This window comes from Marinovum sp., assembly GCF_034669705.1.
In the GTDB taxonomy this organism is placed as follows: Bacteria; Pseudomonadota; Alphaproteobacteria; order Rhodobacterales; family Rhodobacteraceae; genus Marinovum.
Map to the genome: position 1 here is coordinate 1 of NZ_JAXMOR010000051.1, position 25,078 is coordinate 25,078.

A 25,078-nucleotide genomic window follows, 5' to 3' on the forward strand; every position below is an offset into this window, starting at 1 on the left:
GCAACCGCAACCGCAACCGCAACCGCAACCGCAACCGCAACCGCAACCGCAACCGCAACCGCAACCGCAACCGCAACCGCAACCGCAACCGCAACCGCAACCGCAACCGCAACCGCAACCGCAACCGCAACCGTTGCCAATCATCGCGCCGCCTCCGATGGCCGGCAGAGAGGCTTGGCCGGATGGCGAGTTCGCGGAGGCAGAGCGTGCCGGTTCGCGCCACCTGGTCCCGGAGCCGGACAGACCGCAGGCGACGCTGGTGCACCAACGGGTGACCAGATCGTACCTAGGGCAGGCAACGGGGCGTGAGGAGCCCGGAGCCAAGCTGCGCCCTATTGAATCGTCAGACCCCGTACCCTCGGGGCCTTCGGTCGCTTCGACAGAGCCGGACAAGGCGTCAGCCGAAACCGCAGCAATGCCACGGACGGCCGCGACGCGCGGCGCCGGACGCGGTGACGAAGGGGATGTGCGCTCTCCGGTGGTGCGGCATGGACCGAGCGTTCGAGACAAGGGCAGTGACAGTGACGCCCGTGGACGCGAACAGGTACATTTCCGGAAGCGGATCACCAGATTTGTTGCCTTTGCCAGCGAAGGCCCCCACCGGCCGGCGACGGACAGGCTGGCCGGTACTCCACTTTCTGTAACCGACCGAGCACACCGCCAGGACACGAGTGAAATACCGACAGTGTCCCGTTTCGCCGCCACATCGGCCGGGGGTGTGACGCCGCTCAGCCAGATTGCAGCGCAAGCCCGGCTGCCCGACGGACAGGCGGTTCAGAGCGTTGACCCGCTGATACCACACAGGGATCCTGCTCCGCATGGTCCGCCGCCCGCCGCGTCGTCTCAGGCAATGGCGCGCGAGGTTGCGCAGCAGTTGGTGCCGGTTGTGCGCGCGGTTCCGGGCGAGGTTACCGAGATCACCCTGCGCCCAGAGGAGCTCGGTCGCGTGCAGATGCGGGTGAGCGGGCAGGAGGGGCAGATCCTGCTTCAGGTGGTGGCCGAACGGCCCGAGACCCAAGACCTCATGCGGCGGCACATCGAGATCGTCGAACGCGCCTTTCGCGATCTCGGCTACAGCGACATTGCCTTCGAGTTCTCCACCTCCGGCCGGCAGAACCGGAGTCCGGGTGCGGAACCACCCGGACCAGAGCAGGACCTGCGACCCGATACCGCCGAGGACGAGGAGCCGCCATTGCCACCTGCGCCGCGGCTTGCCGCCACCACCCGCCTCGACATTCGCGTATAGGAGAGAGAGATGATCACAGCCCCAAGCCCTTCGGCTCCATCTGCGCTTAGTGGTGTGACGACCGCGCAGACAGCCTCGACCACGGGTGCCCTGTCGTCGGATTTCGACACTTTTCTGCAAATGCTCACCGCGCAGATGCGCAACCAGGACCCGCTCAACCCCCTCGATTCCACCGAGTTCGCCTCACAGCTGGCGACGTTTTCCTCGGTCGAACAGCAAGTGGTGACCAATGATCTGCTGAGCAGCATGGTCAACCTGCTGGGCGCCGGCGGGTTGGGCGACATGGCGGATTGGGTCGGGCAGGCGGTTCGTGCCGACAGGCCGGCGTATTTCGACGGCAGCCCGGTCCGCCTTTCGGTCACGACCGCGCCCGTTGCCGAGGAAAGCTATCTCGAGGTCTATGACGAAAGCGACACGCTGGTACAGCGGTTGGCGCTTCCGTCGGGGCAGAGCACGTTCGAATGGGCCGGCGTAGACGACAGCGGTGCGCCACTTCCGGCAGGGCAGTACAGCTTTGTCGTCGACAACCTGTTCCAGGGCGAATCGATAGGTCTGACACCGGTTTCGAGCTATCACGAAGTCATCGAAGCGCGGATCGAGAACGGCGCGCTGGTGCTTGGGCTCAACGGAGGAGGCTCCGTTGACGTGGAAGAAATCACCGGAGTGCGTGCTCTTAGCTGAATTTTAACCGAGTTCCCCGAGGTCTGGGCAAGGAAAAGTGGCGGCGTGATGCAGTTTGAACACAGAAAACCCTACGTCACCCCTATTTGTTGCGAAAAAGACGCAGCGACCTGACCTGAACAAATTCACAAGAATTTCGCGCCAAACGGGTTTGAAAACAAACGCCCTTCGTAGTAGTTTTCTGCGGCGTGGGGTGTATGTTCACCCAAGAATGTCTGGAGAACATGATGAAAAAATTTGCCATGGCAGCTGCGGCCGCCACAGTTATTGCCTCGGCTGCACCCGCTGTTGCTCAGCAAGCTGACACAGCTGCCGACCCATTTGTTGCGACTCAAGGTACAACCGAACTGGCCCTTGTTGGCGGCATCACCGTTCTGGTGGTCGTTGCTGCGGCATCCAGCGGCAGCGGTGGAAGCTCCTCCGGTACCGACTAAGTTCATTTTTAAAGCGAATCTCTGAAACGGCGGCCCAGAAGGTCGCCGTTTCTGCGTTTGGCGCCGCGCGTTCAGAGGCTGACGTCAGATCAGTGGCAGCAGGGCCGCCGCGGTGACGAATCCGGCCAGGAGACCGACAGCCAGATAGCCCCAGCGTCCCTGTCGGCGCCGGTCCTGCGGCGGCTCTTCGGTGTGAGACAGCAGGGCGGCCTCGACCAGCGCCGGCAGCCGCGGGCCAAAGCGTGCGAGCACCTGAGCGGTGCGGGCTAGATCGCCGGCGAAAGCGCGCGGCCCGAGGCTGCCGCGGATGTAATCCTCGACGATCGGATGGGCGACCTCCCAGATATTCATTCGCGGGTTGAGCGCGCGCGCCACCCCTTCGACCACCACCATGGTGCGCTGCAGCAGGATCAGCTCGGTCCGGGTCTCCATGCCAAAGCGCTCGGTCACCTCGAACAGGTAGGCCAGCAGCTTGGCCATGGAAATGCGGGTGGCATCCATGCCGAAAATCGGCTCGCCCACGGCACGCAGGGCCCGGGCGAACTCCTCGACATCGCGGTCGGCAGGCACGTAGCCGGCCTCGAAATGCACCTTGGCGACACGCCGGTAATCGCGGCGGATGAAGCCGAAGAGGATCTCGGCATAGACCCGGCGGGTGTACTCGTCGATATGGCCCATGATGCCGAAATCATAGGCGATGATGTCGCCGTTGGCCGCCACCTTGAGATTGCCGGGGTGCATGTCGGCATGGAAATACCCGTCGCGCAGCGCGTGGTTGAGAAACAGCTGCAGTACCCGTTCAGAGAGCGCCACGCGGTCGTGGCCCGCGGCATCCAGCGCGGCATTGTCGCCCAGCGGCACGCCTTCGGCCCAGCCCATGGTCATCACCCGCCGGTCCGACAGGTGCCATTTGATCTCGGGCAGCTGAAAGCCTTCGTCATCCTTGGTATTGGCGGCAAACTCCGAGGCGGCGGCGCTTTCGAGACGCAGGTCGAGCTCGCCCATGACCACGCCTTCGAAGTGGCGGATCACCTCCATCGGCCGCAGCCGCCGCGCCGAGGGTGCAATCAGACTGATCGCGCGGGCGGCGAAATAGAACGCGTCGATATCCTGGCGAAAGGCGCGCTCGATGCCGGGGCGCAGCACCTTGACCGCCACCGTCTCGCCGGTGTCGCGCACCCGGGCCTTGTGCACCTGGGCGATCGAGGCGGCGGCAACCGGCGCACTGATCTCGGAAAAGATCTCGTCGGCCGGACGGCCCAGCGCCTGGGTGATGCTGGCGCGGGCGGCGGCGACGGTGAAGGGCGGCAGCTTGTCCTGCAACACCCGCAGCTGCAGCGCCAGGTCATCGCCGACCACGTCGGGCCGGGTCGAGAGGATCTGGCCGAACTTGATGTAGGCCGGGCCCATCGCCGTCAAAGCGCGGGTCACCGGCGGCAGGCTCGGATCGCCGCGAAAGCCAAGCCACTTGAACGGCCAGCCCAGCGCCTTGGCGGCGATGCGCAGCGAGGGCGGCGCATCGAAGGCATCGAGCACGTCGTTCATCGCGCCGGTCCGTTCCAGCGTGGCGCCGGTGCGGATCAGGCGAAAGATATTGTGCGGGCCGCGCATCAGAGCTTCCAGCCGGAATGCAGGCAGGCCACGCCGAGGGTCAGGTTGCGGTACTTGGCCTGCTCGAACCCGGCGCTGCGCACCATGTCGAGAAAGGTCTCCTGATCCGGGAAGCGGCGGATCGATTCCACCAGGTATTGATAGCTGTCGCGGTCCCCGGCGATCGCCTGACCCATGGCCGGGATCACGTTGAAGGAATAGCGGTCATAGGCCCATTGCAGCCCCGGGTTGGGGATCTGGCTGAACTCCAGCACCATCAAACGTCCGCCGGGGCGCAGCACCCGGTAGGCCTCGGCGAGCGCCACCTCTGGGCGGGTCACGTTCCGGATGCCGAAGCTGATGGTATAGACGTCAAAGGTGTTGTCCTCGAAGGGCAGGGCCATCGCGTCGCCCACCACCCAGTCGAGGCTGCTGGCCATCTGTTCGGCCTCGGCGCGCTTGCGGCCCTCGATCAGCATCGGTTCGGTCAGGTCGAGCACGGTGGCATGGCCGCGGCCGGCGCGCCTGAGAAAGCGGAACGAGATGTCGCCGGTGCCGCCGGCCACGTCGAGCAGCTTCTGCCCGGCGCGCGGTGCCAGCCAGTCCATCATCGCATCCTTCCAGATGCGATGAATGCCCATCGACATGGCGTCGTTCATCACGTCATAGCGCGAGGCCACGGAATTGAAGACGCCCTGCACCCGGCCGGCCTTTTCCTCTTCGGGCACCGTCTGATAGCCGAAATGGGTCGTCTTCTGCGCGTCGTCGCTCATGGGGGCTTGCCGTTTTGTTGTCTCCGGCTTTCTTATAGAGCGCTGAATGGCCGTTACAATGCGACGCCTTGAAAGGAAGACGCCCAGATGCCCGAATTGCCCGAAGTCGAGACGGTTCGTCGCGGACTGGCCCCCGTGATGGAGGGGGCGGTGATGGCGCAGGTCTCGGTCAACCGGCCCGATCTGCGCTGGCCCTTTCCCGAGCGGATGGCCGAGCGGCTGGCGGGTCAGCGGGTGCAGCGGCTGCGGCGTCGGTCGAAATACATCCTCGCCGATCTGTCCAGCGGCGAGACGCTGCTGATCCATTTGGGCATGTCGGGGCGGATCCTGATTTCGGGCGATCCGCTGGGGCAGTTCGTGCATGACCACCCGGCCCCGGAAAAACACGATCACGTGGTCTTTGACATGGCGGGGGGCGCGCGGGTCACCTTCAACGATCCGCGCCGGTTTGGCGCGATGGACCTGATGGCGACCGACCGGGCCGAGGAACATCCGCTGCTGGCGAAACTGGGACCGGAACCGCTGGGCAACGCCTTCAGCGAATCCTATCTGACGGCGGCGCTGGCCAGCCGCAACACACCGGTGAAATCGGCGCTGCTCGATCAGAAGATCGTCGCGGGATTGGGCAATATCTATGTCTGCGAGGCCCTGTTCCGCACCGGAATCTCGCCCCGCCGCAAGGCGCGGGCACTTTCTTCGGCCCGGGCGGCGACACTGGTGCCGGCGATCCGCGATGTGCTGACCCGGGCGATTGCTGCCGGCGGCTCCTCGCTCAAGGATTTCCGCCAAGCCGATGGCGAGCTTGGATATTTCCAGCACAGTTTCGATGTCTACGGCCGCGAGGGCCAGCCCTGCCGGCGCGAAGGCTGCACCGGAACGGTGGCGCGGATCGTGCAATCCGGGCGCTCGAGCTTCTATTGTCCGGCTTGCCAAAGATAGGTTGAACCGCACATTCAGAGTGATAAGCACGGGAAATCGATCGAAACAACGGAAAGCATCTGACATGGCCTATGAGACGATCACCGTCGAAGTAGACGACCACGTTGCCACCATCACCCTGAACCGGCCCGACGCGCTCAATGCGCTCAACTCGCAATTGCTGCGCGAGCTTTGCAAGGCGCTGGCCGAGGCCTCGGCGAACGACAAGGTGCGCTGCATCATCCTCACCGGCTCGAGCAAGGCGTTTGCCGCCGGGGCCGACATCAAGGAGATGGCCGACAAGTCCTTTGTGGACATGTTTACCGAAGATTACTTCTGGACCGAGCATCAGGCGATCACCGCCACCCGCAAGCCGATCATCGCCGCGGTGGCGGGTTATGCGCTGGGCGGCGGCTGCGAGCTGGCGATGATGTGCGATTTCATCATTGCCGCCGATACGGCCAAGTTCGGCCAGCCCGAAATCAACCTCGGCGTCATTGCCGGGATCGGCGGCACCCAGCGGCTGACCCGTCTGGTGGGCAAGTCCAAGTCGATGGACATGCATCTGACCGGCCGTTTCATGGATGCCGAAGAGGCCGAGCGTGCCGGGCTGGTCAGCCGCGTGGTGCCGGCCAAGAAGCTGATGGAAGAGGCTCAGGGCGCGGCGCAGAAGATCGCCGAGAAATCCATGCTGGCCACCATGGCCGCCAAGGAGGCGGTGAACCGCGCCGAGGAGGTCTCGCTCTCCGAAGGTCTCTTGTTCGAGAAACGGCTGTTCCATTCGCTGTTTGCCAGCGACGACCAGAAGGAAGGCATGGCGGCCTTTCAGGAAAAGCGCGAGGCGCAGTTCCGCGACAAATAGGCCGCCGGGCGCAAAGGCCGGCGTCCGGGTGCTTTTGGCCTTTGCAAATCCCGCGGATGTCGCTATATCCCGCCGCCATACATGCGCGTGCAGCCCGCTCAGGCTAGAATCATCCCCGGGGACTTCAGGTCCGGGCAGGTCTGGCATCGCGCAATTCGACATACCAGACCCGCGAAAGGGAAGATCAGCATGGCCAATACGCCCCAGTCCAAGAAACGCGCCCGTCAGAACGAAAAGCGCTTTGCCGTCAACAAGGCACGCCGTTCGCGCATCCGCACCTACCTGCGCATGGTCGAAGAGGCGATTGCCTCTGGCGACAAGGACGCGGCCACCAACGCCCTGCGTGCCGCCCAGCCCGAACTGATGCGCGGCGTCACCAAAGGCGTCATGCACAAGAACACCGCCTCGCGCAAAATGTCGCGTCTGTCGGCCCGCGTGAACGCGATCGGCTAAGCCGGTAAAAACTGTTGTAATGTTGCGGAAAGCGCCCCCTGGGGCGCTTTTTTCGTTTCGAATCAAGGGGGGTCGCCGGCCATAGTGGCATTGTTGCACAGGGCTGGGGATTCTTTTTATGCACAACCCGAGTCAACATTTAGTTTCGGTTGCCGCTCTGCGGGCGGGGTTGCTAGGTTCGGTCTTGCGAGTCAGCTCGCACTGGGGGGACAGGCGAAACCAGTCGATTTGCACCGACTGAATTGATGCGATCAAGCGCCGGCAACGGCCGTGATCGCAGTAAATTGAGCATTCTGCTCGAAGCCATGTCCAAGACAGAAACATCGAGGTCGTCAGACCGAATCCCGGAGTCCTTCAGGCCTCCGGATGCGACAGGTGTTTCTATAGGATGGCTGGTGTTGTCGGGGTTTCCCGGCAAGGGGACCACCGGTCATATTTTTTAGCGCTGGTTGCGGGTTCGCGGCCGGGTACATGGGAACGGACGCAGGGACACATGACGAAAGACCAGTGGGGAGCACTACAGGGGCAGTTGCGCGAGACCGTTGGAGCAAACAACTTCACCAATTGGATCGAGCCGTTGGAATTCGAAGGAGTGACCGACGGTGTGGCACATTTCAACGTGCCGACCAGCTTTCTGGGCAACTACGTACAACGCAACTTTGGGGATTTGCTGTTGTACGCCATGACGAACGCCGGCGCAGAAGTGCGCCGGATCGAATTCGGTGTGCCGGCCAACAAGGCCAGCATGCCATCGGCGTCTCGGGCTGCACACTCGCCCGAGCCGGCCACACAGACACAGCAGGGGGCACAACACGCCAAGGCGGCACAACCGATGACATCACGCACCGATCTGGCCGACCTGCTGCCAAGCGCGCCGCTGGACAAGCGCTTTACCTTCGACACCTTCGTCGTCGGCAAACCCAACGAGCTGGCGCATGCCGCCGCGCGTCGGGTGGGCGAGGGCGGTGAGGTGACCTTCAACCCGCTGTTCCTCTATGGCGGCGTGGGTCTGGGCAAGACGCACCTGATGCATGCCATCGCCTGGGAGCTCAAATCCCGGTCGCCGCATCTCAACGTGCTCTATCTCTCGGCAGAGCAGTTCATGTATCGCTTCGTTCAGGCGCTGCGAGACCGTAAAATGATGGATTTCAAACAGATCTTTCGCTCGGTCGATGTGCTGATGGTGGATGACGTTCAGTTCATCGCCGGCAAGGACAGCACGCAGGAGGAGTTCTTTCACACCTTCAACGCGCTGGTCGATCAGAACAAGCAGATCATCATCTCGGCCGACCGGGCACCCGGCGAGATCAAGGACATGGAGAACCGCATCCAGTCGCGGCTCCAGTCCGGTCTCGTGGTCGATCTGCATCCGACCGACTACGAGCTGCGCCTCGGCATTCTGCATTCCAAGCTGGCGACACACCGGCTGCAGTATCCCGAGCTCGAGCTCGACGAGAAGGTGCTGGAGTTCCTGGCGCATCGGATCTCGACCAACGTGCGGGTGCTCGAGGGGGCGCTGACCCGGCTCTTTGCCTTTGCCTCGCTGGTCGGCCGGCCGATCACCATGGAGCTGACCCAGGATTGCCTTGCGGATGTGCTGCGCGCCTCGGAGCGCAAGATCACCATCGAGGAGATCCAGCGTCAGGTGGCCGAACATTACAACATCCGCATGTCCGAGTTGATCGGGCCAAAGCGGCTGCGGGTCTTTGCCCGGCCGAGGCAGGTGGCGATGTATCTCTGCAAGCAGCTGACCAGCCGTTCGCTGCCGGAAATCGGCCGCCGTTTCGGCGGGCGCGACCACACCACGGTGATGCACGGTGTGCGGCGGATCGAGGAGCTCAAGGTGCAGGACGGCCAGATCGCCGAGGACCTCGAAATGCTGCGCCGGACGCTGGAAGCGTAGGCAGGAAAGCACGATCGGCGGGCCGCGTTCACTCTCGGCCCGCCCTGCCCTTGACGCCCTTGCCAAACCATTGGAAACCTCTCGCAATTGCTTGAAAAGGGCTTGGAGCACCCGGGGGATGCGGCTAACGTGCCGGTCCCGGGCTTTCGGAGGGACAGGGTTATGAAGATCAGCATAGAACGCGGCACATTGCTGAAGGCGGTTGCGCAGGCGCAATCGGTCGTCGAGCGCCGCAACACCATCCCGATCCTGGCCAATGTGTTGATCGAGGCCGAGGGCGACACCGTCTCCTTTCGCGCCACCGATCTGGATATCGAGGTTGTCGACAAGGCCGCGGCCCAGGTCGAACGCGCCGGTGCCACCACCGTCGCCGCCGTCACCCTGCACGAGATCGTCCGCAAGCTGCCCGATGGCGCGCTGGTGACCCTGGCCGAAGAGGGCGCCTCGGGCCGGCTCACGGTCGAGGCCGGCCGGTCGAACTTCTCGCTGGCGACCCTGCCGCGCGAGGATTTCCCGGTGATGGCGACCTCTGAGTATTCCTCCAACTTCTCGGCGCCGGCAACGGTTCTGCGGCGGCTGTTCGACAAGTCGAAATTCGCGATTTCCACCGAGGAGACGCGCTATTACCTGAATGGCGTCTACATGCATGTGGCCGATGGCGAGGACGGCAAGGTGCTGCGCTGCGTCGCCACCGACGGCCATCGCCTTGCCCGCATCGACGCGCCGCTGCCAGAGGGTGCGGCCGACATGCCCGGCGTGATCGTGCCGCGCAAGACGGTGGGCGAAATGCGCAAGCTGCTCGACGATGACGACCTGGAGATCGCGGTCTCGGTGTCCGAGACCAAGGTGCGTTTCGCCACGCCGGACATCATGCTGACCTCCAAGGTGATCGACGGCACCTTCCCCGACTACACTCGCGTCATCCCGCAGGGCAACACCCGCAAGCTCGAGGTCGATGCCTCGGATTTTGCCCGGGCGGTGGACCGGGTGGCGACGGTCTCCTCGGAACGCTCGCGCGCCGTCAAGATGTCGCTCGACGAAGACCGGCTGATCCTGTCGGTCAATGCGCCCGACAGCGGTGCGGCGGAAGAAGAGCTGGCGGTGGCCTATGCCGACGAGCGGCTCGAGATCGGCTTCAACGCGAAATACCTGCTGGAGATCGCCAGCCAGGTCGACCGCGAGAACGCGGTGTTCATGTTCAACTCGGCCGGCGACCCGACCCTGATGCGCGAAGGCAATGACACCAGCGCGGTTTACGTCGTCATGCCGATGCGGGTGTAATTGGCCCCCCATGCGCGGAACCAAGGCCGTCAGGCCGCCGCGTGATCGCCGACCCGCCCCCGTCACACCGAATTCCAGGGGTACCGCCTCGGGCGGGGCGGGCGGCAATTTGGCTGGCAGAAACGCACCTGTTCGACCGTCTACGGATTTTGAGAGATAAACTGCCATACGCAAGCGTCGCATCGCCACCCCGAGGGTCGGCGATCGCGCGGCTTGCGCTAGTTGGCACCTGATGCCGACCCATATCACCCACCTCAAGCTGTCGCATTTCCGCTCGCACAAGCGCGTGGAGATGACGACCGATCCGCGCCCGGTGGCACTCTTTGGTGCCAACGGCGCGGGCAAGACCAATATCCTCGAAGCTGTCTCGCTGCTTTCGCCCGGTCGTGGCCTGCGCCGCGCCAGTGCCGAGGAGATGACCCGCCGGCCCGAGGCGCTGGGCTGGAAGATCACCGCCGCGCTGACCGCCGACGACCGCCCGCATGAGATCGAGAGCCTGTCGGAGCAGGGCAGCGCGCGGCAGGTGCGGATTGACGGCAAGCCCGCCAGCCAGATCGCCCTTGGCAAGCTCGCCCGCGTGCTCTGGCTGATCCCCTCGATGGACCGGCTCTGGATCGAAGGTGCCGACGGACGGCGGCGGTTTCTCGACCGGATGACGCTGAGCTTCTTTCCTGATCACGCCACGGCGGTGCTCGACTACGAAAAGGCGATGCGCGAACGCAACCGGCTGCTCAAGGACCAGGTGCGCGACGCCCATTGGTACAAGGCGCTCGAGGCGCAGATGGCCCGCGCCGGCGCGACGATCCATGCCAACCGGCAAGCCGCCCTGACGCGCATCTCCGCCGCCCAGGCCGACACCGAGACCGCCTTTCCGGTAAGCGAGCTGGAACTGACCGCCACCGAGGGCGAGATGCCCGCCGATGAGGCCGCCCTGCGCGACGCCCTGGCCGAGAGCCGGTTCCGCGATCTCGCCACAGGCCGCGCCATGGTGGGGCCGCACCGGGCCGAACTGCACGCGGTTTTTGCCGCCAAGGGGGTGCCGGCGCGGGAGTGCTCGACCGGCGAGCAGAAGGCGCTGCTGATCTCGTTGATCCTCGCCAACGGACGCGCCCTTGCGCACGACACCGGCAGCCCGCCGATCCTGCTGCTCGACGAGGTCTCGGCGCATCTCGACGCGGCCCGCCGCGCGGCGCTCTACGACGAGGTCTGCGCGCTCGGATCGCAGGCCTGGATGACCGGCACCGGGCCCGAACTCTTCGCCGATCTGGGCGCGCGGGCGCAGCGGTTCGAGGTGCTCGAGACCGATGGAGGCTCGACCATCGCCGCCGGCTGACCGCGCTCCTGGATACGAAGGGAGAGGCCCCGGATCGGGTCCGGGGCGCGGGTCTTTCTGGCGTATCGGCAGCCCCTCCCCGACCCCGTCCCGGACCTGATCCGGGACCTCCCGCCGCCGCCCGCGTGCGACCGCGGCTCGTACCGGCTGACACACAAAATCTTGTGGCATCCGCGTGACATATACGCAAAAACAGCCTATATTCCGGGCGAGAGAAAAAGAAGGCACCGCATGTCCGAGCAAGCACAACCCGCACCCGAATATGGCGCGGATTCGATCAAGGTTCTCAAAGGTTTAGAAGCTGTCCGCAAACGTCCCGGGATGTACATCGGCGACACCGACGATGGCTCGGGCCTGCATCACATGGTCTATGAGGTGGTGGACAACGGCATCGACGAGGCGCTGGCCGGTCATGCCGACTATGTGCATGTGAAAATCCATGCCGACAACTCGGTCTCGGTGCGCGACAACGGTCGCGGTATTCCGGTCGACATCCACGAGGAAGAGGGCGTCTCGGCGGCCGAGGTCATCATGACCCAGCTGCACGCCGGCGGCAAGTTCGACAGCAACTCCTACAAGGTCTCGGGCGGCTTGCACGGCGTCGGCGTCTCGGTGGTCAACGCGCTCTCGGTCTGGCTCGAGCTGCGGGTCTGGCGCAACGGCAAGGAGCACTACGCCAAGTTCGAACATGGCGAGACAACGGAACATCTGCGCGTCACCAACGACGCCGTCGGCGAAAGCGGCACCGAGGTGCGGTTCCTCGCCTCGACCGGCACCTTCTCGAACCTCGACTACGATTTCCACATCCTGGAAAAGCGCCTGCGCGAACTGGCCTTCCTGAACTCCGGCGTGAAGATCATTCTCGAGGATGACCGCCCCGCAGAGCCGCTGCATATCGAGCTGTTCTACGAGGGCGGCGTCAAGGAATTCGTCAAATACGTCGACCGCCACAAGCATCCGGTGATGCCCGAGCCGATCTATGTCAACGGCGAGCGGGACGACATCGGCGTCGAAGTGGCGATGTGGTGGAACGACAGCTACCACGAGACCGTGCTGCCCTTTACCAACAACATCCCCCAGCGCGATGGCGGCACCCACCTGGCCGGCTTCCGCGGCGCGCTGACCCGGACGATCCAGAAATACGCCCAGGAAACCGGCATCGCCAAGCGCGAGAAGGTCAACTTCACCGGTGACGACGCCCGCGAAGGCCTGACCTGCGTGCTGTCCGTGAAGGTGCCCGATCCGAAGTTCAGCTCGCAGACCAAGGACAAGCTGGTCAGCTCCGAGGTGCGCCCGGCGGTCGAGAACCTGGTGGGCGAGAAGCTGTCCGAATGGTTCGAGGAGAACCCTAACGAAGCCAAGCAGATCGTCGGCAAGATCATCGAGGCCGCGCTGGCCCGCGAAGCCGCCCGCAAGGCGCGCGAGCTGACCCGGCGCAAGACGGCGATGGACGTGAACTTCCTCGCCGGCAAGCTCAAGGACTGCTCGGAAAAGGACCCGGCCAAGACCGAGCTCTTCCTCGTCGAGGGTGACAGCGCCGGCGGCTCGGCCCAGACCGGCCGCGACCGTGGCACTCAGGCGATCCTGCCGCTCAAGGGCAAGATCCTCAACGTCGAGCGGGCGCGCTTCGACCGCATGCTCGGCAGCCAGGAGATCGGCAACCTGGTGATGGCGCTCGGCACCGGCATCGGCCGCGACGAATTCAACATCGACAAGCTGCGCTACCACAAGATCGTCATCATGACCGACGCGGACGTCGACGGCGCGCACATCCGCACGCTCTTGCTGACCTTCTTCTACCGGCAGATGCCCGAGCTGATCGAGGGCGGCTACCTCTACATCGCGCAACCGCCGCTCTACAAGGTCAGCCGCGGCAAGTCCGAGGTCTATCTCAAGGACCAGGCGGCGATGGATGATTACCTGATGAACCAAGGGGTTGAGGGCGCGGTGCTGAAGCTCGCCGGTGGCGAGGAAATCACCGGTCAGGACCTCTTGCGGGTGGTCGAGGAGGCGCGACAGCTCAAGCGCGTGCTCGATGCCTTCCCGACGCATTATCCACGCCACATCCTTGAGCAGGCGGCGATCGCCGGTGCCTTTGTGCCCGGCGCGGTGGATGCCGACTTGCAGGGCGTCGCCGATCTCGTGGCCGAGCGCCTCGACCTGATCGCTCTGGAATACGAAAAGGGCTGGCGCGGTCGCATCACCCAGGATCACGGCATCCGGCTGGCGCGCATCCTGCGCGGCGTCGAAGAGGTGCGCACCCTCGACGGCCCGATGCTGCGCTCCGGCGAGGCCCGCCGCACCGGCAGCTTCACCGAGTCGCTGCAGGAGATCTACGGCAGCGCCGCGACCCTGCACCGCAAGGACCGCCACCAGTTGATCCACGGTCCGCTCGACCTGCTGCGTGCGATCCTTGAAGAGGGCGAAAAGGGCAACACGTTGCAGCGCTACAAGGGCCTGGGCGAGATGAACCCGGATCAGCTCTGGGAAACCACGCTCGACCCCGATGCGCGGACGCTGCTGCAGGTCAAGGTGGATGACGTGGCCGAGGCGGATGACATCTTTACCAAGCTGATGGGCGATGTGGTGGAGCCGCGGCGGGAGTTCATCCAGAAGAATGCGCTGAGCGTGGAGAACCTGGATTTCTGAGGGGGTGTAGGTGAGCGCGTATTTTTTCGCGGCGCGCATATTTTTTCTCGCCGCGAGAGGACTTTGTCCATTAAATAATAGGAATTTCAATGCGTTTCCTGTGAGGTCCCGCAGTCAGCCTCCCGGGAGTCCTTGGGGCACTGCTCCTCAGCGGGGCCATGGCAGCTCGTTCGCGTTCGACTGATGCTTTGCGTCGAAAGTCTCATTGCCCATCATCGGTCTTCCGGACCGCTTATACGCGAAACTAACAGGACTTGCGGGCGAGTTTGGAAGTTCTGGAACGCTGCGGTCTGGCAGGGTCGGACTAAACCGACGTCCTCGAAGCTTCGCTACTCACAGATAATCAGAAAGGGCGGATACCGGACTTTCGCCGCGTTGCTTAGCAATGTCCGCTAAGCGGTCACTCCTGTGATGAGAACGGCGAACCGGCGCGCCGGCTTCATTTCACAGATTGACTTGGCTGCTTCTTGATGACTACGAAAGCTGGTTAGCCTGCGTCGCAATATGTGACGCTTCATTGGTGTATCTTTGATGCTCTTCGACCTCGGCTTACTGGCGCCATATGCTGCCATTCTTCTTCTCGTAGGGATATTTGCGCTTTTTCTCAGTGAACGTCTTGCCGCCGAAGTGGTCGCGCTGAGCGGGGTGGCCGTTGCCCTTCTGCTGGGCCTCGTCGGGGTCGATGATCTGCTGAAAGCCCTCAGCAACCCGGCGCCGGCGACCATCGGCGCGATGTTCGTGATCAGCGCGGCACTGGTGCGGACTGGCGTGGTCGATACCATTGCCGAACGCCTGAGCCATCACGTGTCCCGCCGTCCCATTGCAACTGTCATCGGGTTTTTCGTGTTGGCCGGCGCTGCATCTGCTTTCATGAACAACACGCCGGTGGTGATGGTGCTGATCCCGGTGGTGTTCGGCCTTGCAAGCCAACTGGGAACCAGCGCCTCGCGTTTGCTGATCCCCTTGAGCTACATTGTGATCCTTGGCGGCACCTGCTCGTTGATCGGAACATCGACCAACCTGCTTGTGGATGGTGTGTCCCAAGACCTTGGGATGGTGCCCTTTACCATGTTTGAGATTGCACCTTTGGGCATTGCGCTGGCTCTTACAGGTGGACTGTTTCTGGCCATCGCTGGACCGCGCCTGCTGCCTGCGCAGCGCACGCTGACCGAAGTAGTGGCTTTCAATGATCGCAAGTCTTGGACGGTCGAGCTTTTTGTTCCGGCGGGTTCCAGTCTCATCGGCGAGACTATTCTCCACTTGCAGGAATTCCGCCGCCGAGAAACGCGGGTGATAGACGTAATTCGCGATGATGTTTCCCTGCGCCAATCGCTGTCGAACTTGAAACTGGCCAGCGGGGACCGGATCGTGCTGCGCACGTCGGATACGGAGGTAATGGGATTTCGCGATGAGAGTGACCCGAAGGTCAAGATTGCTGGCACCGAACTGGCCGCGACCCGGCAGCATCGCGTGATCGAAGCCTTGGTCAAGGTCGATATGGGTTCGGTCGCTGAGTTGGGGTGGCGCAGACGCTACGGCGTCTATCCGATTGCAATCCATCGCAAGGGGGGGGCGGTGGACATGGGCGACCATACCCTGCACTTGGTCCAAGGCGACACCGTGTTGCTGGACGGGCGGACTGAAGACATTGCCCGCCTTGCGCGCGCGGAAGACCTGATCCCGCTGGCACCGATCGCAGCACGTGCCTACCTGCGCCGCAAAGCACCGCTGGCCCTTGCCGTCCTTGCCGCTGTCGTCGGTGGCGCAGCTTTCAATCTTGCGCCGATCCTGCCGCTTGCGATCATCGGTGCGGCTGTCGTGCTGGTCGCTGGCTGCGTTGGGACGGATGAGGGTCTGGGGTCAATTGACGGACGGCTGCTGCTCTTGATCGTCTCTATGCTGGTGTTGGGCACCTCACTGGAAAAAACCGGTGCCATGCAGATGGTTGTAGATGGCCTTGCTGCACCTTTGGCAGTCATGAGCCCTTTGCTCGCGCTCGCCATCATCTACGCGATCACCTCGATCCTGACCGAGGTCGTTACGAATAACGCTGTTGCAGTCATCATGACGCCGATTGCCGCGGGTATCGCCGCCCAGCTTGGGCTCGATCCGCGCGCTTTCATCGTTGCCGTCATGTTCGGCGCAAGCGCAAGTTTTGCGACCCCCATCGGCTATCAGACCAACACGATGGTCTACAGTGCTGGGGGCTATCGCTTTGCGGACTTCCTGAAGATCGGTTTGCCGATGAATATCATCGCAGGGCTGGTTACCGTTCTGTTAGCTCCGGTCATCTGGCCATTAAACCACTAAGACGATGCGGATGCCGCGCGGCTGTTGCCGGGCACCTTTGCGCTATTGCGTTCCGGAGGGTGGCTTCATCCGCGGGCGCTGGCTGCGCCGGGCAAACATGTTCAACGCTTCTACAAAGGCCGCAAAAGCCATCGCGGCATAGATGTAGCCTTTAGGAACATGTCGCCCGAAGCCATCCGCGATCAGCACCATGCCGATCATCAGCAGGAACGCCAATGCCAGCATGATGACCGTCGGGTTTTCATGCACAAAACGAGTCACCGGCCCTGCGGCGAGAAACATGATCCCGACAGCCACGATGACGGCAGCATACATGACTGCCAGCACGTCAGTCATGCCGATCGCAGTCAGAATGCTGTCGACGGAGAACACAACGTCAAGCGCGACGATCTGCACAATCACGGCGCCCAGTGCTGCGGTCGGGCGGCTCGCAAACACCGTCCCAGCGGGCTGGGGCTGGACCTTTTGCTGGATTTCAGTGGTAGCTTTCCAAACCAGAAACAACCCGCCGCCAATTAGGATCAGATCGCGCCAGGAAAAAGAGGTCTCAAAGGTCGGCTCGCCATGCATGCCAACCGGACCTGAAATACCAAGATCAAAGACCGGCTCTTTCAGTCCGACGATCCAGGCGATCATCCCTAACAGGAGCAACCGCAGCACAAGCGCCAAGGCGATGCCCACCTGTCGGGCGCGGCTGCGTGCCGGCTCTGGAAGTTTGTTGGCGACAATTGAAATGAAGATCAAGTTGTCGATGCCCAGGACAATTTCCATTGTCGCCAGCGCGAAGAATGCAGCCCAAATTTCAGGCGTGAGGAATAGTTCGAACATGGGGAGGAGGCAATTTCTTATGGTAGGGTTTGTGAATAAACGGTGTTCGTTTGGATGGATCTGCAGGCGCTTTCGTCATGTGAACGGCCCCAGCTAAAGCATGATAGGGTGCTCAGCATCTACTGCGTTGGTAGCAAGAGCCGCGACAGAATACCTTCTGAACCAAGCAATTATCCTAAAGCAATCGTTCGCACGTCAAGGGTCTATGGAGAGACCCAGTAGCCAATAGCGTATATCACGCCCAAGGCAGCAAGCATCAGCATCCAATTATAGAGGATCTGGCGCCATTCGGCCCAAGTTATAACGACCTTCTCGCCGGGCCCAACTTCTTCCAAGTCCGTGTCCGGTTGAGGCAAATGCTCGGGTTGCATTCAGGTGTATTCCGTCTCGGATGTCGCCGAGTTCGAGGCGTCACTCAATGCAGAGAGCCGTCTATAATGATGCGCCAGCCCGCACGTGACAATATCAGATATCTATACTCTCTGTTCGCCTCACAAGTGGTCGGCTCAGGTCCAGCGAAAAAAATCTTTGCGTAGTTTTCGGGCGATGTCTCAGTTCAGGACTGGCCGGCCCAGAAATGCGGCGCCACAGCGAAGGCGATGGTAGTTAAACGTCATTTCTCGACATCATGCCTTTCGGCTTTCTGCTGGTCACAGATTCTTTTCTTCGGCCACTTGAAACATTTTCCGGCATCATCATCTCAATCTTGCGGACCGGGCCCCTCTGACGATGGCACCCCCTCGTGATGTCGGACCGCGCTGGCACGCTCGGTGTCGCAATCGCATTCTCGCGTCCGCGACCGCCCAAGCGTGTGACACTCGAGGTCCGTATCTTGGAAATCCTTTTCCTGCTGTTTATGGGCAAGCCACTTTGGATGTGGCTGGTCTTTCTCACTTTGGTAATTGGTCTTCTGGCGTTCGATTTGGGCGTTCTGCACAGAGACGATCACGAGATTGGCGTTGCCGAAAGCTTACGGATGTCAGCGATGTATATCGCGCTCGGCCTTTCCTTCGCCGGCTTCATCTGGTGGCAGATGAGTGTTGAGGCTGCAGCCCAATACCTGACGGCGTTCGTAGTCGAGAAAACGCTAGCGATGGACAACATTTTTGTCATCGCACTGATCTTTGGCTTTTTTGCCATTCCGCGGCAATACCAGCATCGCGTGCTCTTCTGGGGCATTCTGGGTGTGATAGTGCTGCGCGGGCTCATGATCGGTCTTGGCGTTACGATCGTCGACCAGTATCACTGGGTCCTCTATGTCTTCGCTGGGTTCTTGGTCTTCACAGGGATCAAAATGCTCTTTGTCTCGAGTGACGGAGAGCATGACCTCAACGATAACCGCCTTCTCAAGCTCATGAAGCGGCGCCTGCATGTCACCGAAGATCTCCGGGGGCGTGCATTTTTCGTCCGCGAGCGTAACCCTGCTACTGGTAAAGTTACACGATATGTGACCCCGCTATTTCTTGCCCTGATCTTGATTGAAATCGCTGATCTGGTTTTCGCGGTGGACTCAGTGCCGGCTGTTTTCACGATCACTACCGATCCATACCTCGTCTACACCTCAAACATATTCGCAATTCTGGGTCTTCGCGCACTCTACTTCGCGCTTGCAGCTGTCCTGCATCATTTAGCCTACCTCAAATACGCGCTCTCGGTTCTGCTGATTTTTATCGGATCGAAGATCTTCTTGGCCGATTTGATAGGCTGGGAGAAATTTCAGCCATCGTGGTCGCTCGGCATTACCTTCGCAATTCTCGGGGCAGGCGTGGCATTTTCGCTTTGGAAAACGCGCGGAGAGGCAGGTTTGACAACTTTAGCCACCACAACCGAGAACCGAAATGGAGTGAACGCTACCAAAGGCAGTCTTTCAACACCCCTCAGTCTGGAACCACAGAAGTGACCTCAATTCCTGACGAAATCATAAACAAATCGGATTGCATTTGAGTGGTCGGCTTCCCCTATAAGCCCATCGATGGCACTGGGCCGGATAGAAAGCTATCAGCGGTCCTTCGCGAACTCGACAACGGTCGTAGCAAAAGCATATCGCTCAACGATCTGATCGTCATGCTGGGAGATCGCAGCTTCGTGCCCCTGCTCATCATCTTTGCATTGCCAAACCTGGTTTTCTTCGTTCCGGGTGCGTCAGTGATCACCGGACCCCCGCTCATATTTGTCGCAGCGCAACTTATTATCGGGCGCGTCTCCGTCTGGTTGCCAAATTTTCTGGGTAAACGGTGGATTGAGCATGAGTCGTTTGGTCGGATCGTCTCGCGTGCCTTGCCTTGGATTGAATGGGTGGAAAAATTGGCACATCCCCGTTACTGGGTCCTGTCAGCAAGAGCGGCCGATCTTACCGTTGGTATCGCTTGTCTTGTGATGGCCATCTTCATGTTCCTGCCTATCCCCTTTGGAAACACGCTGCCAGCGCTTTCTGTTATCATGCTGGCGCTCAGCCTGGGCGAACGCGATGGCCTGTGGCTTCTCGGGGGGTTCATCATCAGCCTTGCCTCGTTTGCAGTCGTCGCCGCTATTTTTGCGGCCGGTGCTTTCGCGATGCTAAACTTATTTTGATTTTTTTCCGACTGGCAGAAACGCGCCCGGACAATAGAGCATCCAGTTCACAGCGAAAGCCCGCTATGTCAGCTGACCGACGTTTAGTTTAATAGAACGCCGCACTATGAATGAATGGCCGCAATGACAATCCGCACTGCAGCATCTTGCAGTCATAGCCAAGGTCCGAAAAGGGCCGTGAGTGCCGATGGCGCTTGCCCGTCGGCTTGTGCTGCGATTGAATGGTTGTGAACCCGGAAAGGTCAGAATTGTTTATGCCAATCTACGAGTTTGCCAGAGAAGAAATTAGGCCTCTGATCAAGACCACATTCAGCCAGATGCAGCTGCAAGAGCGGCGTGATCTTCAGCGTCTTCTGCGAGCGAACATCTCAGTTGTCGCCCCCGACACGCTGGTGATCGCGGAGGAGTTCGGAGACTGGGACGAATCGCGTCGGCGCATCGACCTCCTCGGCATCGACCGCGATGCGAACCTCGTCGTGGTAGAGCTCAAGCGAACGGAAGATGGCGGCCATATGGAACTCCAGGCGATCCGCTATGCCGCGATGGTCTCGACCATGACCTTCGATCAGGCCGCCGACGTCTTCGATCGATATCAGGCACAGATCGGCAATTCCGATACCGATGCACGGGCTGAGTTGCTCGACTTCCTCGGGTGGGACGAACCTGACGAGGATGCGTTTGCCCAAGACGTTCGGATCGTTCTGGCCTCAGCTGAGTTCGCTCGCGAATTGACGACATCGGTTCTTTGGCTCATTGAGCGCGGTATCGACATCCGATGTGTGCGGCTCCAGCCTTACGAACACGACAGTCGAGTTTTCGTGGATGTCCAGCAGATCATCCCGCTCCCGGAGATGGCGGAATACCAGGTCCGGGTAACCGAGAAGAAGCGTAAGGAGCGAGAGGCGCGCTCGGACACCCGAGACTGGACCAGCTACGATGTAATTCTGGGTGGACGTAAGATATCTGGGTTGCGCAAGCGGCATGCCATCTATCAAACGTTCCGCTACCTTGTCGAGCAAGGCGTCGCCCCGGAGAAGGTTGCAGAACACCTTGGTCGGTCGATTGATCGTGCTCTCGTTTCAGTCAATGGCGAAGTGAGTGCGAACGATTTCTATCTCCTTGCACAAGAAAAGCGGCAAAAGATGGGACGTAGTTTCGATCGCACCCGGTTTTTCTGCGGCGAAGAGGAACTCCTCCACTTCGAGAATCGCACTTACGCTTTTATTAATCAGTGGGGCGGTTCAAAGTGGCTCCAGGCAATGAAAAACCTTCGCGATGCCTTCCCTGATCAGGGAATCCGGTTCGCACCATCCGAATAGTAAAAACAAACGTTTGCCTCTTCGATGGGTTTCCTTACGGACCTATCTTTTGCTGAAGTGAACGTCCGGTTTGACGGACAGCACCGCAGCATTTTTTGTGGTGATTGCATGTCTCCTTTGGGCCGTGAGTGACTGCCTTCCACTTCCGAGAGGAAGGGCGGACAATGGCCATTCGCTGCAATTCGCGTGTATGACAGCTATTCCACCGAGCTTTCTGATTACTCTGACCTGGTCTGCCCCTCATTGAGAACATCGAGCAGCGGGCAATCGGGCGTGTCGGACCCGGTGCAGCGTGCGATTGTCTGAGCGAGCACGGTCTCGATCGCCTGGAGGTCGCGGATCTTGTCGCGCACTACCTCGAGATGGTGGCGCCCCATCCGCTCGACCTCGGCACAAGTGTGGCTGCCGTGATCGACCAGAGACAGCAGCCCGCGGATCTCTTCCATGGTAAAGCCAAGATCCCGTGCGCGCATCACGAAGTGCAGCCGCTCCACATGCGCCGGTCCGTAGCGGCGATGACCTGACGCGGTGCGCGGCGGATCAGGCATCAGGCCGACATTTTCGTAGTAGCGGATCGTCTCGAGGTTACAGCCTGTCAGCTTGGCGAGATCGGAACGCTTCAGGTCGCTCGCGAGGGCGTGATCTTCAGGCATGAGATTTCTCCTTGACCCTGTAGCTACTACAGACCCTATCTTGTCAGTCATCGAACGACAACAGGGCGACAAGATGATGGTGGAGACGAACGGGGCAGAACGTCAGACGGAGGATAGGCCTGACAGGACCGGATGGACAGCCACTGGCGCCGGGGTGCTCGGGGCGCTGGCGATGACCTCTTGCTGCATCCTGCCGCTGGTCTTGGTTAGCCTTGGCGTCACCGGGGTCCTCATCGGCCAACTCACAGCGCTCTACGCCTACAAGTGGGTAACCCTCTCCTTCGCCTTGGCCGCGCTCGGCTATGGATTCTGGAAGGCTTACCGACCTGTGTCTGCCGAGGACTGTGGCACCGGGGTCTGCGCACGCCCGGTGGATCGCGGCCTGACGCGCGGACTGCTTTGGGGTGCGCTGGCCGCGGTGCTGCTGGCCTTGGTCTTTCCCTATGTCGCGCCGCGCATCCTGACCTTTTGATATTGGAGCCCATCATGAGACAAATGTTACTCGCTGCCATTCTCTGGATCTCGCCGACCGCGATCTTTGCAGCCGAAGCCGAGACCCGCCTGCACGTCACTGGTCTAACCTGCCCCTCGTGCAGCTATATCGTCGCCATGGCGCTCAAGCGCGTCGAGACTGTAGAGATCGCGGAATTCCTCGAGGGCGAGGCCGAGGATGGCGTTTACGTCCTGCACTATGACGACGCCGTGACCGGCCCGGCCCGGCTTATCGCCGCCGTCACCGGCGTGGGCTATGGCGCAACACCGGCCCCGGAAGACGGCTCGTGAGCGAGCGCCAGGCACACCCCAAGGACGACCGTTTGCTGAAATACGGGCTGATCGGCACCGTCCTGGTGGCGCTATGCTGCTTCACCCCGGTCCTTGTGGTCCTGCTGGGCGCGGTCGGGCTTTCGGCCCTGCTGGGCTGGCTCGACTTCGTGCTCCTGCCGGCGCTGGCCGTATTCATCGGCATCACCATTTTCGCGCTCTGGCGGCGCCAACGCACGAATTGAAGAGAGAATGATATGAAAGATTGCTGCACTCCCAAGGGCGGTTACGATCTCGCTGTGATCGGCGCTGGTTCGGCCGGATTTTCTGCCGCCATTACCGCCGCCGAAGCCGGGGCCCGAGTCGCGCTGATCGGCGATGGGACGATTGGCGGGACCTGCGTGAACGTGGGCTGCGTGCCCTCCAAGGCCCTAATCCGCGCCGTGGAGGGTCTTCACCACGCCCGCGCCGCCAATCGGTTTGACGGCATCAGTGCCGAAGCCAGCGTGACTGATTGGACTGCGACGGTTGCGCAAAAGCAGGCGCTCGTTAAGGAGTTGCGCGCGGCAAAATACGCCGACGTGCTGCCTCGGCACGAGAACGTGGACTACATCGAAGGTCGCGCCCGGTTCGACGACAAAGGCAGTCTTACCGTAGACTACACGGCGTTCCCGGCAGCGAAGATCGTTATCGCCACCGGATCGCGTCCCCACGCGCCCGCGATCCCCGGCATTCAGGATATCGGCGCCCTCGACAGCACGTCGGCGCCGGAACTCACCGTTCTGCCCGCCTCAATGCTGGTCCTCGGTGCGGGCTATATCGGCGTGGAGCTTGCGCAGCTCTTCGCCCGTGCCGGTGTCGCGGTGACGCTGGTCAGCCGCCGCGGTGTGCTGCCCGAGGCCGAACCCGAGATTTCCGAAGCACTGGAGGGCTACCTCGCTTCCGAGGGTATTCGCTTGGCGCGGGTCGCCGGCTACGAGAGCGTGGTGCGCGACGGCGACGGCCTACGTTTGACCGGTAACGGGGGTGAGAACTTCATCGTCGAGCGACTGGTGCTTGCCACCGGGCGGGTGCCGAACAGTGATGGCTTGAACCTCGGCGCGGCCGGGATCGAGACCGACGCGCGCGGCGGCATCGTGGTGGACGCGCAGATGCGCACCACCAACTCGAACGTCTGGGCCGCTGGCGATGTCACAGGGCGCAACCAGTTCGTCTATATGGCGGCCTACGGCGCCAAGCTCGCCGCCCGGAACGCGGTGGCGGGAGAGGCACGCAGCTACGACAACAGCACGATGCCCTGGGTCGTGTTCTCCGATCCGCAGGTGGCGGGCGTGGGACTGAGCGAGGCACAGGCCCGCGCCGCTGGACACGAGGTCCTCACCTCGGTCCTGCCGCTCGACGCAGTCCCCCGCGCGCTTGCCGCCCGCGACACGCGCGGTCTGATCAAGCTGGTGGCCGAGGCAGGCAGCAAACGCCTGCTGGGGGCGCACATCCTCGCCCCCGAGGGCGCCGACAGCATCCAGACCGCAGCGATGGCGCTGAAAGCCGGGCTCACCTACGAGGAGCTGGGCGATACCATAATGCCCTATCTCACGACGGTGGAAGGGCTGAAGCTTGCGGCCCAGACCTTCGAGAAGGACGTGGCAGCGCTCAGCTGCTGCGCAGGATGAAGGCATGAGCGGCAGATCGAAACGCGACCTCCTCGGTTCGGCCCTCGGCGCCGCACTCGCCTGGTGGCTGCCGATAGGTGCCATGGTGCTGGCGATTCCACTGTCCGATGGACCCAAAATGGGGATCTGGTTGCTGGCCTTGGCGTGGATGGGAAGTGCCTGCCTGTTCAATGCCCGGCGCTGTGGCCGGGTCCATTGCCGCTACACCGGGCCCTTCTTTCTGGCGATGACGCTCCCGGTGCTGGGCCATGGCACGGGGCTGGTGCCGCTCGGAGAGGACGGCTGGCGTTGGCTCGGCATTGCGACGGGTGGAGGCACTATGGCGATCTGGGGGCTGAGTGAACGATTGATGGGTCGCTATCGTTGAGCGCGTAAGCGGCCCCAGACTGACAAGCATGAACGAGGAGCACATATGACCGAGACACTCGCCCTGATCGTCATCGGCGCCGGCATGGCCGGGATCAATGCCGCGAAAAAATGCAGCCAGGCGGGTTGGTCCGTCGCCATCGTCGACGAGCTGCCTTATGGCGGCACCTGCGCGCTCCGGGGCTGCGACCCGAAGAAGATGCTACGCGCCGGCGCCGAAGCGGTGGAGGCCGTGCGGCGGCTCGAAGGTAAGGGCATTGCAGGAGAGACCAGGATCTATTGGCCATCGCTGATGAAGCACAAGGAGAGCTTCACGGAGCCGGTGCCCGAGAGCATGGAAAGTGGACTCATGTCAATCGGCAGGCAATCTTGACCCCCTATCGGCATTCAAAAATGACCCCCTGGATCGCTCGGGTAGCTGGCCCGATGCGGTGTAGCCCTCACACAGCGCAGCCGTATCGGGCCAGCGGGTTCAC

At 61.9% G+C, this 25,078-nt stretch carries 25 protein-coding genes; 21 read left to right on the forward strand and 4 right to left on the reverse strand.

Features of this window, described 5'->3' with window-relative positions; all coding sequences use genetic code 11:
* The 4 genes from VOI27_RS22195 to VOI27_RS22210 form a co-directional block, all read left to right on the forward strand.
* Positions 1 to 275: hypothetical protein (locus VOI27_RS22195; RefSeq protein ID WP_323768687.1), on the forward strand; the 275-nt coding region annotated here is incomplete at its 5' end.
* Positions 276 to 685: 410 nt separating this feature from the next.
* Positions 686 to 1,246, forward strand: coding sequence for a flagellar hook-length control protein FliK (locus tag VOI27_RS22200; protein WP_323768689.1), 561 nt, complete (start codon positions 686 to 688; stop codon positions 1,244 to 1,246).
* Between the two features lie 9 nt (positions 1,247 to 1,255).
* A complete protein-coding gene (locus VOI27_RS22205) occupies positions 1,256 to 1,927 on the forward strand; it encodes a flagellar hook capping FlgD N-terminal domain-containing protein (RefSeq protein WP_323768691.1) in 672 nt (223 codons plus the stop codon).
* A gap of 227 nt (positions 1,928 to 2,154) precedes the next feature.
* Positions 2,155 to 2,361 (forward strand): hypothetical protein, encoded by a 207-nt coding sequence (locus tag VOI27_RS22210; protein WP_323768693.1) that lies wholly within the window; start codon positions 2,155 to 2,157, stop codon positions 2,359 to 2,361.
* An 84-nt stretch (positions 2,362 to 2,445) separates the two neighbouring features.
* Here the strand turns inward: VOI27_RS22210 and ubiB are convergent, their stop codons facing one another.
* Together ubiB and ubiE are read right to left on the reverse strand one after the other, a co-directional pair.
* Positions 2,446 to 3,972, reverse strand: coding sequence for a 2-polyprenylphenol 6-hydroxylase (gene ubiB, locus VOI27_RS22215; protein WP_323768695.1), 1,527 nt, complete (start codon positions 3,970 to 3,972; stop codon positions 2,446 to 2,448).
* On the reverse strand, positions 3,972 to 4,724 hold the full coding sequence (gene ubiE / locus VOI27_RS22220; protein WP_323768697.1) for a bifunctional demethylmenaquinone methyltransferase/2-methoxy-6-polyprenyl-1,4-benzoquinol methylase UbiE: 753 nt from the start codon (positions 4,722 to 4,724) through the stop codon (positions 3,972 to 3,974). Before ubiE ends, ubiB begins: the two co-directional genes overlap by 1 nt.
* Before the next feature lie 87 nt (positions 4,725 to 4,811).
* On the opposite strand from ubiE, the gene mutM reads away from it, so the two are divergent.
* From mutM to VOI27_RS22260, 8 genes are all read left to right on the forward strand, one after another.
* Positions 4,812 to 5,663 (forward strand): bifunctional DNA-formamidopyrimidine glycosylase/DNA-(apurinic or apyrimidinic site) lyase, encoded by an 852-nt coding sequence (gene mutM, locus VOI27_RS22225; RefSeq protein WP_323768699.1) that lies wholly within the window; start codon positions 4,812 to 4,814, stop codon positions 5,661 to 5,663.
* Between the two features lie 64 nt (positions 5,664 to 5,727).
* Positions 5,728 to 6,504: an enoyl-CoA hydratase gene (locus VOI27_RS22230; protein ID WP_323768701.1), complete on the forward strand. Its 777-nt coding sequence runs from the start codon at positions 5,728 to 5,730 to the stop codon at positions 6,502 to 6,504.
* Between the two features lie 189 nt (positions 6,505 to 6,693).
* Positions 6,694 to 6,957: a 30S ribosomal protein S20 gene (gene rpsT, locus VOI27_RS22235; RefSeq protein WP_323768703.1), complete on the forward strand. Its 264-nt coding sequence runs from the start codon at positions 6,694 to 6,696 to the stop codon at positions 6,955 to 6,957.
* Between the two features lie 493 nt (positions 6,958 to 7,450).
* Complete coding sequence (gene dnaA, locus VOI27_RS22240; RefSeq protein WP_323768705.1) at positions 7,451 to 8,860, forward strand: chromosomal replication initiator protein DnaA; 1,410 nt, start codon at positions 7,451 to 7,453, stop codon at positions 8,858 to 8,860.
* Between the two features lie 162 nt (positions 8,861 to 9,022).
* On the forward strand, positions 9,023 to 10,141 hold the full coding sequence (dnaN, locus tag VOI27_RS22245; RefSeq protein ID WP_323768706.1) for a DNA polymerase III subunit beta: 1,119 nt from the start codon (positions 9,023 to 9,025) through the stop codon (positions 10,139 to 10,141).
* Positions 10,142 to 10,373: 232 nt separating this feature from the next.
* Complete coding sequence (gene recF / locus VOI27_RS22250) at positions 10,374 to 11,474, forward strand: DNA replication/repair protein RecF (protein ID WP_323768708.1); 1,101 nt, start codon at positions 10,374 to 10,376, stop codon at positions 11,472 to 11,474.
* Positions 11,475 to 11,705: 231 nt separating this feature from the next.
* Positions 11,706 to 14,123 carry a DNA topoisomerase (ATP-hydrolyzing) subunit B gene (gene gyrB / locus VOI27_RS22255; protein WP_323768710.1) on the forward strand — a complete coding sequence of 806 codons (2,418 nt, stop codon included), beginning with the start codon at positions 11,706 to 11,708 and terminating at the stop codon, positions 14,121 to 14,123.
* Between the two features lie 531 nt (positions 14,124 to 14,654).
* Positions 14,655 to 16,433: an SLC13 family permease gene (locus VOI27_RS22260; RefSeq protein ID WP_323768731.1), complete on the forward strand. Its 1,779-nt coding sequence runs from the start codon at positions 14,655 to 14,657 to the stop codon at positions 16,431 to 16,433.
* A 42-nt stretch (positions 16,434 to 16,475) separates the two neighbouring features.
* On the opposite strand, the gene VOI27_RS22265 is transcribed toward VOI27_RS22260, so the two are convergent.
* Complete coding sequence (locus VOI27_RS22265; protein WP_323768712.1) at positions 16,476 to 17,261, reverse strand: TerC family protein; 786 nt, start codon at positions 17,259 to 17,261, stop codon at positions 16,476 to 16,478.
* Between the two features lie 832 nt (positions 17,262 to 18,093).
* On the opposite strand from VOI27_RS22265, the gene VOI27_RS22270 reads away from it, so the two are divergent.
* From VOI27_RS22270 to VOI27_RS22280, 3 genes are all read left to right on the forward strand, one after another.
* Positions 18,094 to 19,161 carry a TerC family protein gene (locus VOI27_RS22270; protein ID WP_323768714.1) on the forward strand — a complete coding sequence of 356 codons (1,068 nt, stop codon included), beginning with the start codon at positions 18,094 to 18,096 and terminating at the stop codon, positions 19,159 to 19,161.
* A gap of 44 nt (positions 19,162 to 19,205) precedes the next feature.
* Positions 19,206 to 19,832 carry an exopolysaccharide biosynthesis protein gene (locus tag VOI27_RS22275; RefSeq protein ID WP_323768716.1) on the forward strand — a complete coding sequence of 209 codons (627 nt, stop codon included), beginning with the start codon at positions 19,206 to 19,208 and terminating at the stop codon, positions 19,830 to 19,832.
* A gap of 254 nt (positions 19,833 to 20,086) precedes the next feature.
* The gene (locus VOI27_RS22280; protein ID WP_323768718.1) at positions 20,087 to 21,151 is read left to right on the forward strand and encodes a hypothetical protein; all 1,065 of its coding nucleotides are present in this window, start codon (positions 20,087 to 20,089) and stop codon (positions 21,149 to 21,151) included.
* Positions 21,152 to 21,369: 218 nt separating this feature from the next.
* Here VOI27_RS22280 and VOI27_RS22285 read toward each other — a convergent pair whose 3' ends face one another.
* Positions 21,370 to 21,804, reverse strand: coding sequence for a helix-turn-helix domain-containing protein (locus tag VOI27_RS22285; RefSeq protein WP_323768720.1), 435 nt, complete (start codon positions 21,802 to 21,804; stop codon positions 21,370 to 21,372).
* 76 nt (positions 21,805 to 21,880) lie between these two features.
* Here VOI27_RS22285 and VOI27_RS22290 point away from each other — a divergent pair, with 76 nt between their 5' ends.
* From VOI27_RS22290 to VOI27_RS22315, 6 genes are read left to right on the forward strand one after another with little or no spacing between them, the layout of a single operon-like run.
* Positions 21,881 to 22,276, forward strand: coding sequence for a mercuric transporter MerT family protein (locus tag VOI27_RS22290; protein ID WP_323768733.1), 396 nt, complete (start codon positions 21,881 to 21,883; stop codon positions 22,274 to 22,276).
* A gap of 14 nt (positions 22,277 to 22,290) precedes the next feature.
* Complete coding sequence (locus VOI27_RS22295) at positions 22,291 to 22,587, forward strand: hypothetical protein (RefSeq protein WP_323768722.1); 297 nt, start codon at positions 22,291 to 22,293, stop codon at positions 22,585 to 22,587.
* Positions 22,584 to 22,811 carry a mercury resistance system transport protein MerF gene (gene merF, locus VOI27_RS22300; RefSeq protein ID WP_323768724.1) on the forward strand — a complete coding sequence of 76 codons (228 nt, stop codon included), beginning with the start codon at positions 22,584 to 22,586 and terminating at the stop codon, positions 22,809 to 22,811. The genes VOI27_RS22295 and merF overlap by 4 nt, the downstream gene beginning before the upstream one ends.
* Positions 22,812 to 22,823: 12 nt before the next feature.
* Entirely contained in the window at positions 22,824 to 24,236 is a 1,413-nt protein-coding gene (gene merA, locus VOI27_RS22305) for a mercury(II) reductase (protein ID WP_323768726.1), read from the forward strand.
* 4 nt (positions 24,237 to 24,240) lie between these two features.
* The gene (locus tag VOI27_RS22310; protein ID WP_323768728.1) at positions 24,241 to 24,603 is read left to right on the forward strand and encodes a hypothetical protein; all 363 of its coding nucleotides are present in this window, start codon (positions 24,241 to 24,243) and stop codon (positions 24,601 to 24,603) included.
* 45 nt (positions 24,604 to 24,648) lie between these two features.
* Positions 24,649 to 24,975 carry an FAD-dependent oxidoreductase gene (locus VOI27_RS22315; protein ID WP_323768730.1) on the forward strand — a complete coding sequence of 109 codons (327 nt, stop codon included), beginning with the start codon at positions 24,649 to 24,651 and terminating at the stop codon, positions 24,973 to 24,975.
* Positions 24,976 to 25,078: the final 103 nt, after the last annotated feature.